General features: G+C 53.0%; 16 protein-coding genes and 4 pseudogenes. 13 read left to right on the top strand and 7 right to left on the bottom strand.

The genetic code is table 11. The features are described from left to right. Window positions 1-206 precede the first annotated feature (206 nt). Window positions 207-1,512 (top strand): annotated as a pseudogene (locus FDY98_RS12115) (ATP-grasp domain-containing protein). Window positions 1,513-1,662: 150 nt separating this feature from the next. Here the strand turns inward: FDY98_RS12115 and FDY98_RS12110 are convergent. Together FDY98_RS12110 and FDY98_RS12105 are read right to left on the bottom strand one after the other, a co-directional pair. Continuing rightward, window positions 1,663-2,424 carry a DUF2182 domain-containing protein gene (locus tag FDY98_RS12110; RefSeq protein WP_157831344.1) on the bottom strand — a complete coding sequence of 254 codons (762 nt, stop codon included), beginning with the start codon at window positions 2,422-2,424 and terminating at the stop codon, window positions 1,663-1,665. Between the two features lie 25 nt (window positions 2,425-2,449). Continuing rightward, the gene (locus FDY98_RS12105) at window positions 2,450-3,055 is read right to left on the bottom strand and encodes a DUF1326 domain-containing protein (RefSeq protein ID WP_027959450.1); all 606 of its coding nucleotides are present in this window, start codon (window positions 3,053-3,055) and stop codon (window positions 2,450-2,452) included. A 222-nt stretch (window positions 3,056-3,277) separates the two neighbouring features. Here FDY98_RS12105 and FDY98_RS27945 point away from each other — a divergent pair. From FDY98_RS27945 to FDY98_RS12095, 5 genes and pseudogenes are all read left to right on the top strand, one after another. Further along, window positions 3,278-3,475: pseudogene (locus tag FDY98_RS27945) on the top strand (ATP-binding protein); the annotation flags it as partial. A gap of 89 nt (window positions 3,476-3,564) precedes the next feature. Beyond that, window positions 3,565-4,362, top strand: a complete 798-nt coding sequence (locus tag FDY98_RS27940; RefSeq protein WP_340146903.1) for a hypothetical protein — start codon at window positions 3,565-3,567, stop codon at window positions 4,360-4,362. Beyond that, window positions 4,359-5,225 (top strand): winged helix-turn-helix domain-containing protein, encoded by an 867-nt coding sequence (locus FDY98_RS27935; protein WP_340146517.1) that lies wholly within the window; start codon window positions 4,359-4,361, stop codon window positions 5,223-5,225. The genes FDY98_RS27940 and FDY98_RS27935 overlap by 4 nt, the downstream gene beginning before the upstream one ends. A gap of 131 nt (window positions 5,226-5,356) precedes the next feature. Continuing rightward, window positions 5,357-5,578: a hypothetical protein gene (locus FDY98_RS27930; protein ID WP_340146902.1), complete on the top strand. Its 222-nt coding sequence runs from the start codon at window positions 5,357-5,359 to the stop codon at window positions 5,576-5,578. Next, window positions 5,538-6,978, top strand: a pseudogene (locus FDY98_RS12095) (BCCT family transporter). Before FDY98_RS27930 ends, FDY98_RS12095 begins: the two are co-directional and overlap by 41 nt. Window positions 6,979-6,999: 21 nt before the next feature. Here FDY98_RS12095 and FDY98_RS12090 read toward each other — a convergent pair. The 4 genes from FDY98_RS12090 to FDY98_RS12075 form a co-directional block, all read right to left on the bottom strand. Then, on the bottom strand, window positions 7,000-8,067 hold the full coding sequence (locus FDY98_RS12090) for an ion channel (RefSeq protein ID WP_027959447.1): 1,068 nt from the start codon (window positions 8,065-8,067) through the stop codon (window positions 7,000-7,002). A gap of 218 nt (window positions 8,068-8,285) precedes the next feature. Then, the gene (locus FDY98_RS12085; protein WP_155705851.1) at window positions 8,286-8,429 is read right to left on the bottom strand and encodes a hypothetical protein; all 144 of its coding nucleotides are present in this window, start codon (window positions 8,427-8,429) and stop codon (window positions 8,286-8,288) included. Further along, a complete protein-coding gene (locus FDY98_RS12080) occupies window positions 8,426-8,752 on the bottom strand; it encodes a hypothetical protein (RefSeq protein WP_155705850.1) in 327 nt (108 codons plus the stop codon). Before FDY98_RS12080 ends, FDY98_RS12085 begins: the two co-directional genes overlap by 4 nt. A gap of 50 nt (window positions 8,753-8,802) precedes the next feature. Then, window positions 8,803-8,973, bottom strand: a complete 171-nt coding sequence (locus tag FDY98_RS12075) for a hypothetical protein (RefSeq protein WP_155705848.1) — start codon at window positions 8,971-8,973, stop codon at window positions 8,803-8,805. Between the two features lie 133 nt (window positions 8,974-9,106). Here FDY98_RS12075 and FDY98_RS12070 point away from each other — a divergent pair, with 133 nt between their 5' ends. The 7 genes from FDY98_RS12070 to FDY98_RS12045 all read left to right on the top strand — a co-directional run bounded on the left by FDY98_RS12070 (window position 9,107) and on the right by FDY98_RS12045 (window position 12,090). Continuing rightward, on the top strand, window positions 9,107-9,289 hold the full coding sequence (locus FDY98_RS12070) for a hypothetical protein (RefSeq protein WP_027959445.1): 183 nt from the start codon (window positions 9,107-9,109) through the stop codon (window positions 9,287-9,289). Between the two features lie 142 nt (window positions 9,290-9,431). Continuing rightward, window positions 9,432-9,602, top strand: coding sequence for a hypothetical protein (locus tag FDY98_RS26225; protein ID WP_022523446.1), 171 nt, complete (start codon window positions 9,432-9,434; stop codon window positions 9,600-9,602). Window positions 9,603-9,905: 303 nt separating this feature from the next. Continuing rightward, window positions 9,906-10,586, top strand: coding sequence for a Bax inhibitor-1/YccA family protein (locus FDY98_RS12065; RefSeq protein WP_027959444.1), 681 nt, complete (start codon window positions 9,906-9,908; stop codon window positions 10,584-10,586). An 84-nt stretch (window positions 10,587-10,670) separates the two neighbouring features. After that, window positions 10,671-11,060, top strand: a complete 390-nt coding sequence (gene tusD, locus FDY98_RS12060; RefSeq protein WP_027959443.1) for a sulfurtransferase complex subunit TusD — start codon at window positions 10,671-10,673, stop codon at window positions 11,058-11,060. 10 nt (window positions 11,061-11,070) lie between these two features. Next, window positions 11,071-11,436: a sulfurtransferase complex subunit TusC gene (gene tusC / locus FDY98_RS12055; RefSeq protein ID WP_027959442.1), complete on the top strand. Its 366-nt coding sequence runs from the start codon at window positions 11,071-11,073 to the stop codon at window positions 11,434-11,436. A gap of 16 nt (window positions 11,437-11,452) precedes the next feature. Continuing rightward, window positions 11,453-11,740: a DsrH/TusB family sulfur relay protein gene (locus FDY98_RS12050; RefSeq protein WP_155705846.1), complete on the top strand. Its 288-nt coding sequence runs from the start codon at window positions 11,453-11,455 to the stop codon at window positions 11,738-11,740. Further along, window positions 11,740-12,090, top strand: coding sequence for a TusE/DsrC/DsvC family sulfur relay protein (locus tag FDY98_RS12045; RefSeq protein ID WP_022523451.1), 351 nt, complete (start codon window positions 11,740-11,742; stop codon window positions 12,088-12,090). The genes FDY98_RS12050 and FDY98_RS12045 overlap by 1 nt, the downstream gene beginning before the upstream one ends. A 47-nt stretch (window positions 12,091-12,137) precedes the next feature. On the opposite strand, the pseudogene FDY98_RS12040 reads toward FDY98_RS12045, so the two are convergent. Then, window positions 12,138-12,750, bottom strand: a pseudogene (locus FDY98_RS12040) (helix-turn-helix domain-containing protein); the annotation flags it as partial. Window positions 12,751-12,788: the final 38 nt, after the last annotated feature.

The raw sequence follows: 12,788 nt of genomic DNA, 5'->3' as shown, positions 1-12,788 counted from the left end.
ACTTCTACAGTTATTCAACAGAAGCTCTACAGTTTAATTGCCATTTGTAACCGTATCGACTAGCTTAGTTACGACGGGTGCGCTAAAAAAAACCTAATGCTGGCTTACTCAATCGTTTCTGAACACCACTGACTGCGGCTTGGCTCACTTGGTGCGCTCCAGTTTCAGCCCAGTCAATTTGGGTTAACCAGCAAGGAGGACATCAAATGTCGATAACATCAGAAAAGCAATTACCCGAAGCAGTAGCGGCCTGGCGTGACCCGGAAATGGACTCAGTGAAAGGTACCGAGACACCCAAAGATCCGAACAAAGGTTACATTGCCTTACTTGGATGGAGTATTAACGCGATTAAGGCGGCGCAAAAGTTTGACCGTCGCTATATCGTCGTTGCTCCCGAATGGGCTGAGGATTTCTGTGCTGCGAACAATATACCGTTCATTTCCTGGGATTTTATTCGCTTGAATGATCGTTCCATGGAGATTGCCGAAAAGTTGAAGGCTGAAGGCGTAGACGTCGCCATCCCACTGTTTGAAGAAACCGTTGAGTGGTCAGGTGCCATCAACTCCGTGCTTCTCGACAGCCCACGCATGTTTGGTCAGTCTATTCTATTCCGTGATAAGGCCTTGATGAAGCGCCGTGCCCAGCTTGGCGGTATCCGCGTTGGGATATTTGAAGAGGCGCACGAAAAGAAGACATCGTCCGCTTTATGAAGCGCGTCAATCAAACGCTGCTCAAGCTTGATGGTGATCCGGATGACCCGATACACGTCAAAGCATTCGATAAAGCCGGTTGTCTTGGCCACCGGATGATCCGAACGTTAGAAGAAATTGATAACATTCCGGATGAAGAGTATCCGCTGCTGATGGAGAGTCACTTGAGCGGCTGGGAGTTTGCCGTTGAAGCCTGGATACACGATGGCAAAATTCAGTTCCTGAATATTTCGGAATACGTGACGTTAGGCTACTCGGTGTTCGTGCCTGCTACCCAGGAGCTTGAGAGCTGGCGCAATGCGATCACCAAACAGATCGAGCTGTTGATCAAAACCTTCGATATCCAGTTCGGCTTGATTCACCCGAGTACTTCGTGACAGCTGACGGTGAGATGTACTTTGGCGAAGTTGCCTACCGCCCACCCGGCTTCAAAGCTTTCGAACTGATCGAAAAAGCCTACGGTTTCAACGCCTATCAAGCGTCAATGTTGGTGTTCGACCCGAAAAGCACGAAAGAAGAAGTAGCGGCGTTCTTCCCCCGCGAAGTAGTCGATGCGAAGGGTTACGCAGGTTGTTTCGGTGTCTACCCACGCCGTCGTGTTGTCAGCAAGCTGGAAATGCCTGAAGAGACGATTAATCACCCGTACTTCGAGTCACACGAACTGGTCGCACCGGCAGAAGAGACAGTGCCTGACCGGTCTGCTTTCGGGACTCATTGGGGGCTCATCTTCTTCTTTGGCGACGATCCCATCAAGATGCGCGATCTGCTAAAAGCCCAAGAGGATCTGGACTTTTACGTCTAACGTTCGATAGCGCAATACGCTGAGTTATGGGCGCGTATATAAGTGTCAGGAGTACTCCATAATCCCGATACTGATATAGGCGCCCTTTATTTTGCCAACGTTGCGGGAGTGGCTCCACCAAAAGGCCAAGGTAATTATCCCAGGCACGATTTAATAGGCAGCAGACAGCAAAATAATGACGCCTACACCAACAAGCAGGAACCCGCTGATTTGGCTAATCCGTTCTGCTTGGGGGAGTAGCTTCTCTGCTAGAAAATAAAGGGCTAGCCCCGCCATCCAAACTAGGCTCATAACGCCGCCGACAAACATCAGCAGCATCAAGGCCCAGCAGCAGCCGGTGCAGTAGGCGCCATGGCGGAGCCCCATGATCAGCGCTCCGCCGTTGCCTTCGCGCCATTCGGTCATCAGAAAGCTTAAGGGCGAACGACACTTGTTCAGGCAGGCCTGTTTAAGATCACTGAACTGGAAAGCACCTGCGGTTACCAGCAGGGCGCCTCCCAACAGTGGGGTGACGTGGCCCATGGATGAGCTTAACAGCGCACTCTGCTGCAATGCCCATTGCATGATGGCGGCTGCCACCGCAAACGCCAGCCACACGGCAAGGTAACCTGCTATGAAAACCCAGGTGGCTGCGCTGGCACCTGCCTCGCGTTCGCGCTGCTGGTGGATGCGCAGAAAAGTAAGCAGCATGGGGCTAGCGCTGGGTAGCATCATGGCCACCATCATCACGCTCCACATCAGCGTGACCGTGACCAGTAAACTCATGCCGTTGTCGCTTGCGCTGGCCATGCCCCCGTCCATTGGCATTTGCGCGTGCATGCCATGCATAATCAGGTAACCCCACGCCAGTATTGACAGGGTTATCAGCGCTAACCAGGTCAGTAAGCGTTCCCGGGCATGGAGAGTGCTCATCGTCAGTTCCATCGCCAATGCCCCCTCAAGACCCGCTGTAAGCGAAGGTTGAATAAGATGCACTGCGTTCGCTGAGATCAAAGTTGATGCCGTAAGCGCGGTGCAGCAACGATTGCGACTTGGCCACCACTAGAGACTCGCCCGGCGCCACCGCAAATGGGTGATGATGAATGGTCACCTCAGCGCCGTTCTGGCCTTCCAGAGCGGTAATTTCCGTGTTGGCGGATTGGCCAAGTTTCAAATGTCGACGCCCCTTTTCCACTTCAAACTGGATGGGAAGGTGCTCTACCGCGAGTACCTCGCCAATAAAGGTGGCCAACAGCGCCGGGTGGCCACCGGCCTGGCCGCCGAATATGCTACTTAGTGCTTCCTGTTGGGCCTCGTCTGCTCGCTGGTCGATATACAGCACGACTTTCCAGTTGCCCTCGGCCATGGGGCCGGGGGAATGCAGGGCGATGGCCACATTCCTATCGCCGAGATCCACCGCCTCGAACTGGCCTTGAGTAATGTGCCAGCCCACCAGGGCGGTACATTCACCCTCGGTAGGGCTGCCGAGGTAGATACACGGGCAGGCACCTTTGCAATTGCAGCTTTCGAGGTAGTCGCCTTTCAGGCTCCATTGGGGATTCATGTCGTCTCCTCCTAACGTCGTTGGATGGCTTTTGTGATATTTCTTTTTGGGTATCTCTTGTTATAGCGCTGAATCGCTCGCGGGATGTGAGGAACTGATGAGAATTACGTGAGAATTGCATCTGAGTGTCATCGTTCGGCGCGCAACTACTGTGTCGGGTGGTTATTTGTAGCTATGCTGAACTCAGGTATCAGCTAAGCCTGACACGTAGAGAAACCAGCCATGTGGCAATGTACGTCGGATTTGACGACCAACCGGGCCTATCAGGGTTTCGTTGGCCGCACTAATGAGCTTGATACTCTTCGCGGTGTGCTTGCGACGGCAGGGCCTCGGGTGGCGCATGTCTACGGTATTACCGGCATTGGTAAGACGGCATTGCTGGACATATTGGCGGCCGAGGCGGAGGACGCAGGTGCTAGCGTCATCCGACTGGACTGTCGCCACATAGAGCCCACCGAACCTGGATTTTTACATGCGCTAGGTGTCGCCATTGGGATGGCGGATCGGGGGTGGATACGCTGGTGGAGCGATTGGGCCTGCTGGGCCCCACAGTTCTTCTCGCGCTGGATACCTACGAAGTGTTCAGGCTGCTCGATACCTGGCTGCGTCAGGTATTTGTCCCGTTGTTGCCGGATAACGTACGCATCGTCTTCTTCAGTCGCCAACGCCCTCTGGATGTCTGGTTTGCGGCGCCGGACTGGGGGCGCCTGGTTCAGAGTGTGCCGGTACAGCCGTTGAGCCCGACGGAGGCTCAAGTGCTCCTTAATTTGCATGGCATACAGGAGGAAGATGCGGCATCCCTGATCCGGGCCGCCCATGGTCATCCGCTGGCGCTGAAACTGGCGGCCACCGCCAGCCGGGAAAACCACACCCGTTCGTGGCCGCAAGAGACAGTGCTACAGCACGCGGTTGATGAGCTGAGTCGGATGTTTCTTGCCGATGTGGAAGATTCGGCGAGCCGACATGTGCTGGAGGGCGCCGTGGTGCTACGCCGGGTGACGGTCTCTCTGTTACAGGCATTGTTTCCGGAACTCGATCCCCAGGATGCCTACGAGCGGCTGCGCAGGTTGCCCTTTGTGGATGGCATGCATGACGGGCTGATTATTCATGAGGCCGTGCGTGATCCGCTTGCGCGCTCCCTGCATGCCAGCGACCCTAGCCGCTACCTGGACTATCGTCGGTCGGCCTGGCGACAGCTGGTCAGCGAGTCGCAATCCGCGGCCAGTGACGATCTCTGGCGCTATACGGCGGACATGCTCTACCTGATTGAAAACCCCGTGGTGCGTGAGGCGTTTTCCCCACCGTGACGGCGCTTCACAGCGTGGAAGCGGCACAGCCTCAAGACGATGAAGCCCTTATCGGGATTGTCCGCGCCCATGATGGCCGTCAGGCCAGCGAGTTGCTGCTGCAATGGTGGCGGCGCATGCCGCAGGCGTTTTCCATCGTGCGAGGCGCGACCGGGGAAGTAGAAGGACTGTATTGCAAACTGCGTTCCGATCAGGTTGAGCCTAGTTGGTTACTCAACGACCCGGTGACCGCCCAGTGGTATTCCCATCTTGAACAGTCGCCTATGCGGTCGGGCGAGGTGGCGTTATTTTGTCGCCGCTGGCTAAGTCTCAATGAAGGCGATTCACCCAGTGGAATACAGGCGGCTATCTGGCTGGATCTTAAGCGAAGCTATATGGAGCTGCGCCCTGGGCTGCGACGGGTCTATCTTACGGCGACTGATCTTGGCGCCTACCAACAAGTGGCGCAGCGGTTGGGGTTTGAAGTCCTTGGCGGATGGGAGGTGGAGCTGGATGGTCTTTGCTATCCGAGTGCGGTGCTCGATTTCGGGCCGGCGTCTGTGGATGGCTGGCTGGCGGAGCTTACCGCGGCCGAGCTGGGCATAAAGCGTGATCCTGCCTTGTTAGATGTCGAAGCCCGGCAACTGATGTTGGCGGAAGGCTCCGTTGCGCTGACGCCCCTGGAGTTCGGTGTCATGCGCTATCTGGTCGAACACCAGGGTAAGGCAGTGTCCCGCCGTGAGCTGTTGCAGCATGTCTGGGGTACCCGATATCAGGGAGGCAGCAATGTAGTTGATGCCATTGTACGCACCTTGCGCCGCAAACTTGGCAGCCAGTCTGCGCGGATAGAGACGTTGACTGGAGTGGGTTATCGGCTGAGATAATCGATTATCGTCTATAAGGTAAGTGGTTACTCATACGTAGTTTCTCCTGGGAAAACATCAAGGTTTGCTGGCCCCTTGGCGTTATCGGTCAATGACTCCTATGTTGGTGGAAAGACACGGGAGGAATAATAATGGATGCACTAGCGAGAAAACTGGGCCTCAAGACGGATCCCATCATTTTTTTCACGTCCGCAGGGATCATGATCCTTTTTCTTGTGGTGCTACTGATTGCGCCGGGCCCCATCGGGGCAGCCTTTGGCGCCGGGCGGGAATGGATTGTTACCAATCTTGGCTGGTTTTTTTATTTTAGGGGTGACGAGTTGGGTAGCGTTTCTGCTGTGGGTGGCGCTTAGCCGGTTCGGGGCGATCCGCTTGGGGGGCAATGATGCAAAACCTGCCTACAATAATATCTCCTGGTTCACCATGCTGTTCGCAGGTGGCATCGGAACGGTGCTGATGTTCTGGGCGTGGCTGAACCCATTTCCCACTTTTCTAATCCACCCAGGCCGGATGTTGTGCCTTTCTCTGTGGAAGCCGCCGACGATGCCATGAGTTTTTCGATCTACCATCTGGGGCTACATACCTGGGCGATTTTCGCTATGCCCGGTCTGGCTTTTGCTTACTTTATTTACCGTTATAACCTGCCGATGCGTTTTAGTTCAGTATTCTATCCGCTGTTAGGCGAACGCATTTATGGCCCTCTCGGCAAATCTCTGGATGTCTTCGCGATACTTGGCACCCTGTTTGGCGTGGCAGTCTCTATCGGCCTGGGTACCCAACAGATCAATGCGGGCCTAACGGAGTTGTTTGGTATTCCAGACGCTGTCATCACCAAGGTGTTCATCATTGCCATACTGACGGCTGTCGCTGTGGGATCGATTGTGGCGGGGCTGGATTCAGGCGTGAAACGGCTTTCTAATATCAATATCGCCATGGCCGTCGGCCTGTTGTTGTTTGTGCTCTTTACCGGGTCGACCGTTTTCCTTTTGCGCGCGGTGGTCGAAACCTTTGGCCTCTACATAACGAACCTGCTGCCCATGGCTTTCTGGAATGACACGTTGGCAAGCTATTCCAGGGATGGCGGCGCCTGGGGGTGGCAGGGTAGCTGGACGGTATTCTATTGGGCCTGGACAGTGACGTGGTCGCCTTTCATCGGGATCTTTGTGGCGCGAATTTCACGCGGGCGCACTATCCGCGAGTTCGTCCTTGGTGTGCTTTTTGCCCCCTCTATCTTCACACTCGTCTGGTTTGCAATCTTTGGTTGGTCGGCAATGGAGATCGACGGGATTGGGCCCGATGCTCGAGAAGCACTGGGAGAGCAGGCCGGTATCTTGTCTGCCGCCGTAGGTGAAAGTATCCCTCTCGCTATGTTCGCATTCTTCGAGAGCTTCCCGGCCGCTACGTTAATCCAGGGCTTGGCCGTTGTGATCGTTGCAATCTTCTTTGCCACGTCATCAGACTCTGCGTCCCTGGTTGTCGATATGCTGTGTACCGGCAGTGCGGATCCCGGCCCATGGCATCAGCGTGTTTTCTGGGTGTTTCGGAGGGTATGCTGGCAGCGATGCTGATTGTGCTTGCGGGCGAGGCCGGGCTTACTGCTTTGCAGGAGGTGATTACCGTTGTTGGCCTACCGATGTTCATTTTGGTGTTTGCAATGATGTTTGCGTTATACCGCGGCCTGTCCCAAGAAGATCTTAGCGAAGTGCAGGTGGGGCGCCCGCCCAGACGTGAGGAGTTAGCGCCGGATGAGTAGGTAAGCGGTGGATCAGAACTATCATAAGCAAATTTCCACGCTGAGGAGTTCGCTCAGTTGCTGCTGAGAAAGCCGCCTATCAGCCATGTAGTAGAGTATGTCACCATCTTTGAGTGGGTGGTCGTTGACGGGATTGAGCATATTACCTTCGCCGTCGTCACTGCTATTAGCTAGCCCCAGTACGGTGGCGTTATAAACCTTTTTCGCTTGCATAAATAGATCGCCAAAGGTGGCGCCGGCAGGCGGTTGGCTTAACCTGGTTTGGTATTGGGTAGCGCCACGATCAACCGCGAGTAGTTCGTTGACGACCCGTGAAATTCCCGCATCAGAGGCTGAGCGTACCAGCATTTCCAACGCTAAGGCCTGGGTGCATTCGATGCCGGGCAAAGTGCGCCGTAACATCGCTGCGGTGTCGGGATTGGCGCAGTGGGCAACGATATGGGCGTTTTTTGCTTTAAGGCTGTAGGCACTTAGCGCGACGGTGGCAACTCGGTCATCGCTGGTGTCGTAAATGATGATGCGGCTGGCGCTTTCGACACCCGCTCGCTTGAGAAGCTCGGCATTGGAGAAACTTTCTCCTTTAATAAACTTTAAATCCGCAGGGCGTGGGTTGCTCATCTCTTTGGTAACGCAGAGCACGACTTCATCCGGCAGGCCCTTATCGGCTTTAAGAATGTCCAAAATGCGCTCGGTAGTTTCGCCGTGCCAGCCAATGACAAGGGTGTGACCGGACAAGTGGCTGAAATCGCCTTTACCTTGCATTTGTAATCTCCAAAAATTTGAAAGTGTGACGGTGGCTTTACCGATCAAGGCAGCGAACAGTGAAATGCCGCCTGGAATGAGATAGATCGTAGCGATCCACTTCCCGGCCACGGTTGTTGGGCTGAAATCGCCGAAACCTACGGTGCTAGAAACAACGACATAAAAATAAACCCAGTTGGTAGCGGAGTCGGCCACCGATTCGCCGACCAGTGAGAAAAGCATCCAGGTGGTGCCCATATGGGCGAGCACAATAAGAAGCAAAAATGTCCACGAAATTTGTAGCGTAGAGGCTTTAAGAACGCGGAGCAGTCGCTGAATAACAGGCATGGTGGTCTCTTACGGTGATGGTGTGTCAGCCCAGTTTTCGGCATGGGAATTGAGTGATGATAAAAGAGTGACCCGGTTCCTTCGCTGTCGCTGGCCCTATCATCACCTTTAAAATAAAAATGAGCTGTTGAAGCGAAACAATACGCGCCTGCTAGCGTACTCGTAATAAACAAAAGGGCCGCTATTCGCGACCCTTTCATATTTGCTAACTGGATTTATTAAGCAAAGTGTTTGGCAATCCAGGAAAATGCGCTATCGGTTAGCGATTTTTTACCGTGGTGTTCTCGGTGCTGGCTCCATACCATGCCACCTGACACGACCACTAGGCTCATCAACATGCCAGCAAGGATAAGTTCATTCATGGCTTATCATCCTCATCTGAGGTTTTATCACGCTCAACGTAACCATAGCCGAAAGACCCTACAAAGATCAAGATTATACCTAGCCCCACACCGAGCCAAACGTTATCGGTATTCAGGCTGGGGTTAGTGACTACCCAGCCAGCAGTGAAGCAGGTAGCGACCACAATAACCCCAACGTTGCGAGTCGCCTCTAAAAACTGTTGACGAGTCGCTCGGGCGCCGATTCTACGGCGATGGGCCGAGGCCCTGCGTTCTTGTAAGCTTTTCTTTAGCCTGGCACGCAGGGCCTCTTGTGGGTCTTTACCGCCATGAGGTTCTTTCAAGCCATCACCTGCCATTAATCCAGCAAAATCAACGTGAAAACAATGTGGTATTAAAATCCTGCCTTATTCACTTGGGTGCCGCGTATGCCGTCACCGTAGACCATGGTGTCGCCAGCCTTCTCTGCCAGTTGGCGACAGTCTGCGGTTCTTGATGAAGTGGGGCCTGAACTGCAGCCTGCAAGTATAAAGGTAACCTGGCAAAGGGCGATGAGTGCTTTCATTGATGACTCCTTGTCAGCAAATAATCCATTCGACATTTAACCTTATAGGCGTTGCATATGTCGATGTCATGCGGGGGAACATCGTGCTTAACCTGAATGTCATAGCTGAAGTTTTATTTTTTAGGATAAGCATATGGATCGTGTATTTGCATGGGATCACCACCACAGTCAGATCGTTTACCGCATTCCCGGTCATCAGTATGAAGATGGCCGGGAAGATAGCGCTCTCTCTCCCGTATGGCTGCCCGCGGAGGAATCAGATTTACCCGAGGGGGTAATGGTTGAGGATCTGCGCAAAGTATCCGTTAAGGAGTAGCCGCGGCGTGTTCTGAACAGCTGCTTTGCGCGCTATTCAACGCTTTCAAACAGAGGATTTTCAGGCGTACAAAATAGATTGTGTTTGGCTAGTGATCGGCTAATATGCGGATGTTAGTCCCACCATCTCTGGATATGCCGCCATGTTAAAAGGTTTGATCGTCTGTTTTGCGGTATTGTTTGCGCAATTGGCGGTACTGCACGTGATTGATGCTCGTATCTATAATTCTCCTCAAGATGCGCGTCAAACGGCGGTAACCTCCGTTACACCACATAAAGATGAAAAAGAAGACGAAGAAGAGGTGCAAAGCTAAGCAGTGGTTATCCTCGATCCGGTTTTTGAAGCCGGTGAAGTATAACCTAGCCTTGCTAGCAACCCTTTGGCGGCGCTGGGCGTCGCCAAAGGGGCGGTTTGAACGATCAATAAGTAGAATTTTTTTCATCTTTTGGTGTCCAAACGAAGTGCTTAACAAGCATAGACAATGCTTACAAAGCGGTTTTAACGTTGAATAACCATTGGTGAAGGGGAGTTCTCGATACAGACAAAGGCTTGCGTCTGGAACTCGGTAACGGCATGCTTGTCAGTTGTTGGAAATACCATTAGGGAGCATGAACACATGGCTTACAACGATTTACGTACGGCACGTCCTCAGTCGAGTGGCGTTGCCAATAGTGTTAGCACTAACAAGGTATTGCGTAACACCTACGCACTGCTGGCAATGACGCTGCTGTTCTCAGCAGTCACCGCGGGTGCTGCTGTAGCCCTCGGCATCCAACAGATGAACATCTTCGTGTTCTTCATTGGTGCCTACGGCTTAATGTTCCTGGTACATAAAACCGCAAATTCTGCGGCCGGCTTATTGGCAACGTTCGCCTTTACCGGCTTTATGGGGTTCACGCTTGGGCCGATTCTTTCTGCCTATCTGACTCTGCCTAATGGCGGTGCGTTGATTATGAACGCGTTGGCCATGACCGGTCTGACGTTTGTTGGTCTTTCCGCGGTAGCGCTAACCACCAAGAAAGACTTTAGCTTTTTGAGCAACTTCTTGATGGCGGGCGCCATCGTGTTGATTCTGGCCATGGTGGCTGGGTTCTTCTTTAACATCCCGGCGCTTTCATTGATGGTGTCAGCTGGCTTTGTGCTGTTTGCTTCAGCAGCCATTCTGTATCAAACCAGTGAGATTATTCATCGCGCTGGTGAAACGAACTACATTCTCGCTACGGTGACGCTCTACGTATCCATCTACAACCTGTTTGTTAGCCTGTTGTCGATTTTGGGTATTATGAGCAGCGATTGATCTAAGCAACCGATAGACGATATGACAGGCCCTATTGCTAGGGCCTGTCTTTTTTTAGGGTAACCGTTACCAGGTATTATTATGATGCAGTACGGCTTATTGGTGATGGGCGCGCCGTATAGCAGCCCAGCACCGCACTCTGCATTGCGTTTTGCCCATGCCGTTCTAGCGCGAGGGCATCAGATTGCCGGTGTTTTTTTCTATCACGACGGCGTTCATAATGCATCATCGCTGATGGCTCCTCCCCAGGATGAACTCAACCTCAGAGAAGCCTGGATTGAGCTGCATCAGCAGCATGCGATTCAGTTAGATGTCTGTATTGCCGCTGCGTTGCGGCGAGGATTGATGAGTGAATCGGAAGCACAGCGACATGGCAAGCAGGCCTTTAATGTAGCACCTCCTTTCGAGTTGACAGGGCTAGGGCAACTGCTTGAGCTACAGCAACGCGCTGATCGCCTGATTACCTTTGCTTGAAGGAGAGCCAATGGCGACACCTGATGCGCTATTAGTGATAATTCGCCACGCGCCCCACAGCTCAAACTGGTTACGTGAAGGGTTAGATGCCGCACTGGTGGCGGCGGCCTTTGGACAACCCGTGAATTTGCTGTTTATGGGGCAGGGTACAATGGCACTGCTGAAAGAACAGGGCAGTGGTGCGCCGGGGCAAAAAGCCACGCTGCCCACCATTGATATGTTGGAAATGTATGATATTGACAAGCTTTGGGTGACCGAAGAAGCGCTGCAAGGGATGCATCTATCCGCCGATGCACTGGTAGAGGGCATCACCCTGATAGCGGATCAGGAAATACCAGGGCTGTTACAGCAGCACACCCAGATACTTAACTTTTAGGCCTAGTGAGAGAATTATGATCTTACACATCCTCACCAAAGCGCCTGATAGTATTGTCGCTACTCAAATGCAGCAAGCGATAGGGGGGCAGGATGCCGTGCTGCTGATCGAAGAAGCGGTAACAGCTGCCCTTGATCCCTCCTGGCAGGCATGGCAGCAGTGTCAGTCGCGCATATTCCTTCTATCGGAAGACCTTATCCGCGGGTTTGCCAGCATTGCCACGGATAATGAGCTGCCCACACTAGAGATGGATGGCTTTGTGGCGCTCACCGAGCAGTATGAAAAGACAGTTACCTGGTACTAATGTCTGACACGAAAATATACCGTTATCTTGATTCGCAAAAAAAATATCCACTAGACCCAGAAGGATATCTCGTTAACCAGTCAGAGTGGGACGAATCTGTCGCTCATTTAATGGCTGAAGAAGAGGGTTTAACACTTACCGCTGAACACTGGGAAGTTATCAAAGTCGTGCGAGCATTTTATCAGCGTTACGAAATGGCTCCGGCGATGCGACCGCTTGTGAAAGCAACCAAAAACGCACTGGGTGAAGAGAAAGGGCGTTCTATTTACCTAATGCAGCTTTTCCCCGGCAGCCCGGCAAAGCGAATTGCCCGCTTGGCCGGTTTGCCGAAGCCTACCAACTGCCTATAACCCGTGTAAATGGCTCGCTGGTTCTCGAATAGCTTAGGCCACATCACGCGCGTACAGACCGACAAAACAACGGCATCGTCTGGACTAGTGGATACCAGTGCATGACCCATATCACTATCAAAATAGATGCTGTCGCCCTCAGCTAGCACTAATGGGCGTAAAATTCGGTGTAGAGCATAATATCGCCATGCAGCACCATCAAAACTCTTCGCCATCATGGCGTACCCACTGGTGATACTCGTCAAAGCTGCGTGCACGTACGATGGTTTTGAAGGGAATCATACGTTTTTGGGCGAGTTGATGGCCCAATAATTCGTGCTCGTACGTGGGCGGGGTGCAGTTGCCCTTTGCCTTTACGAGTTAGATCGCGCCGCCCCATGGTATAACGTTCCCGCTTGGGGGGCGTGAGCAATTGAGGCAAGTCGATGTTGAGCCCGGTAGTGAGTTTTTGCACCACGCTAAAGGTGGGGAGACTTGATCGTTCTCAATTTTAGACAGCGTTGAGCGGGCCAGCCCAGTGCGCTGGCTAACCTCTTCCAACGTCCACTGATTAGCGAGACGAATTTGTTTGAGCCGCTCGCCTAAACGCAACGGCTCAACAAAGGGTTTGCTTCCCGATGCAATACGCAGCGCGGCATGCTCTTCAGTCGTAGCGGTCATAGGTCGTCACATTGGCTGCGTTGTCTAACGGTGCGTGT

It is taken from the genome of Halomonas sp. PA16-9 (assembly GCF_009728585.1).
Lineage (GTDB): Bacteria > Pseudomonadota > Gammaproteobacteria > Pseudomonadales > Halomonadaceae > Vreelandella > Vreelandella titanicae.
The sequence above is the reverse complement of the archived record's forward strand: the minus strand, read 5'-3'. Positions and strand labels throughout refer to the sequence as shown.

What these genes read in the sequence shown, in the direction of transcription:
- FDY98_RS12110 (WP_157831344.1), bottom strand. Translation starts at nt 2,424, where the DNA reads ATGAGCACTCTCCATGCCCGGGAACGCTTACTGACCTGGTTAGCGCTG.
- FDY98_RS12105 (WP_027959450.1), bottom strand. Translation starts at nt 3,055, where the DNA reads ATGAATCCCCAATGGAGCCTGAAAGGCGACTACCTCGAAAGCTGCAAT.
- FDY98_RS27930 (WP_340146902.1), top strand. Translation starts at nt 5,357, where the DNA reads ATGGATGCACTAGCGAGAAAACTGGGCCTCAAGACGGATCCCATCATT.
- FDY98_RS12090 (WP_027959447.1), bottom strand. Translation starts at nt 8,067, where the DNA reads ATGCCTGTTATTCAGCGACTGCTCCGCGTTCTTAAAGCCTCTACGCTA.
- FDY98_RS12085 (WP_155705851.1), bottom strand. Translation starts at nt 8,429, where the DNA reads ATGAATGAACTTATCCTTGCTGGCATGTTGATGAGCCTAGTGGTCGTG.
- FDY98_RS12075 (WP_155705848.1), bottom strand. Translation starts at nt 8,973, where the DNA reads ATGAAAGCACTCATCGCCCTTTGCCAGGTTACCTTTATACTTGCAGGC.
- FDY98_RS12070 (WP_027959445.1), top strand. Translation starts at nt 9,107, where the DNA reads ATGGATCGTGTATTTGCATGGGATCACCACCACAGTCAGATCGTTTAC.
- FDY98_RS26225 (WP_022523446.1), top strand. Translation starts at nt 9,432, where the DNA reads ATGTTAAAAGGTTTGATCGTCTGTTTTGCGGTATTGTTTGCGCAATTG.
- FDY98_RS12065 (WP_027959444.1), top strand. Translation starts at nt 9,906, where the DNA reads ATGGCTTACAACGATTTACGTACGGCACGTCCTCAGTCGAGTGGCGTT.
- tusD (WP_027959443.1), top strand. Translation starts at nt 10,671, where the DNA reads ATGCAGTACGGCTTATTGGTGATGGGCGCGCCGTATAGCAGCCCAGCA.
- tusC (WP_027959442.1), top strand. Translation starts at nt 11,071, where the DNA reads ATGGCGACACCTGATGCGCTATTAGTGATAATTCGCCACGCGCCCCAC.
- FDY98_RS12050 (WP_155705846.1), top strand. Translation starts at nt 11,453, where the DNA reads ATGATCTTACACATCCTCACCAAAGCGCCTGATAGTATTGTCGCTACT.
- FDY98_RS12045 (WP_022523451.1), top strand. Translation starts at nt 11,740, where the DNA reads ATGTCTGACACGAAAATATACCGTTATCTTGATTCGCAAAAAAAATAT.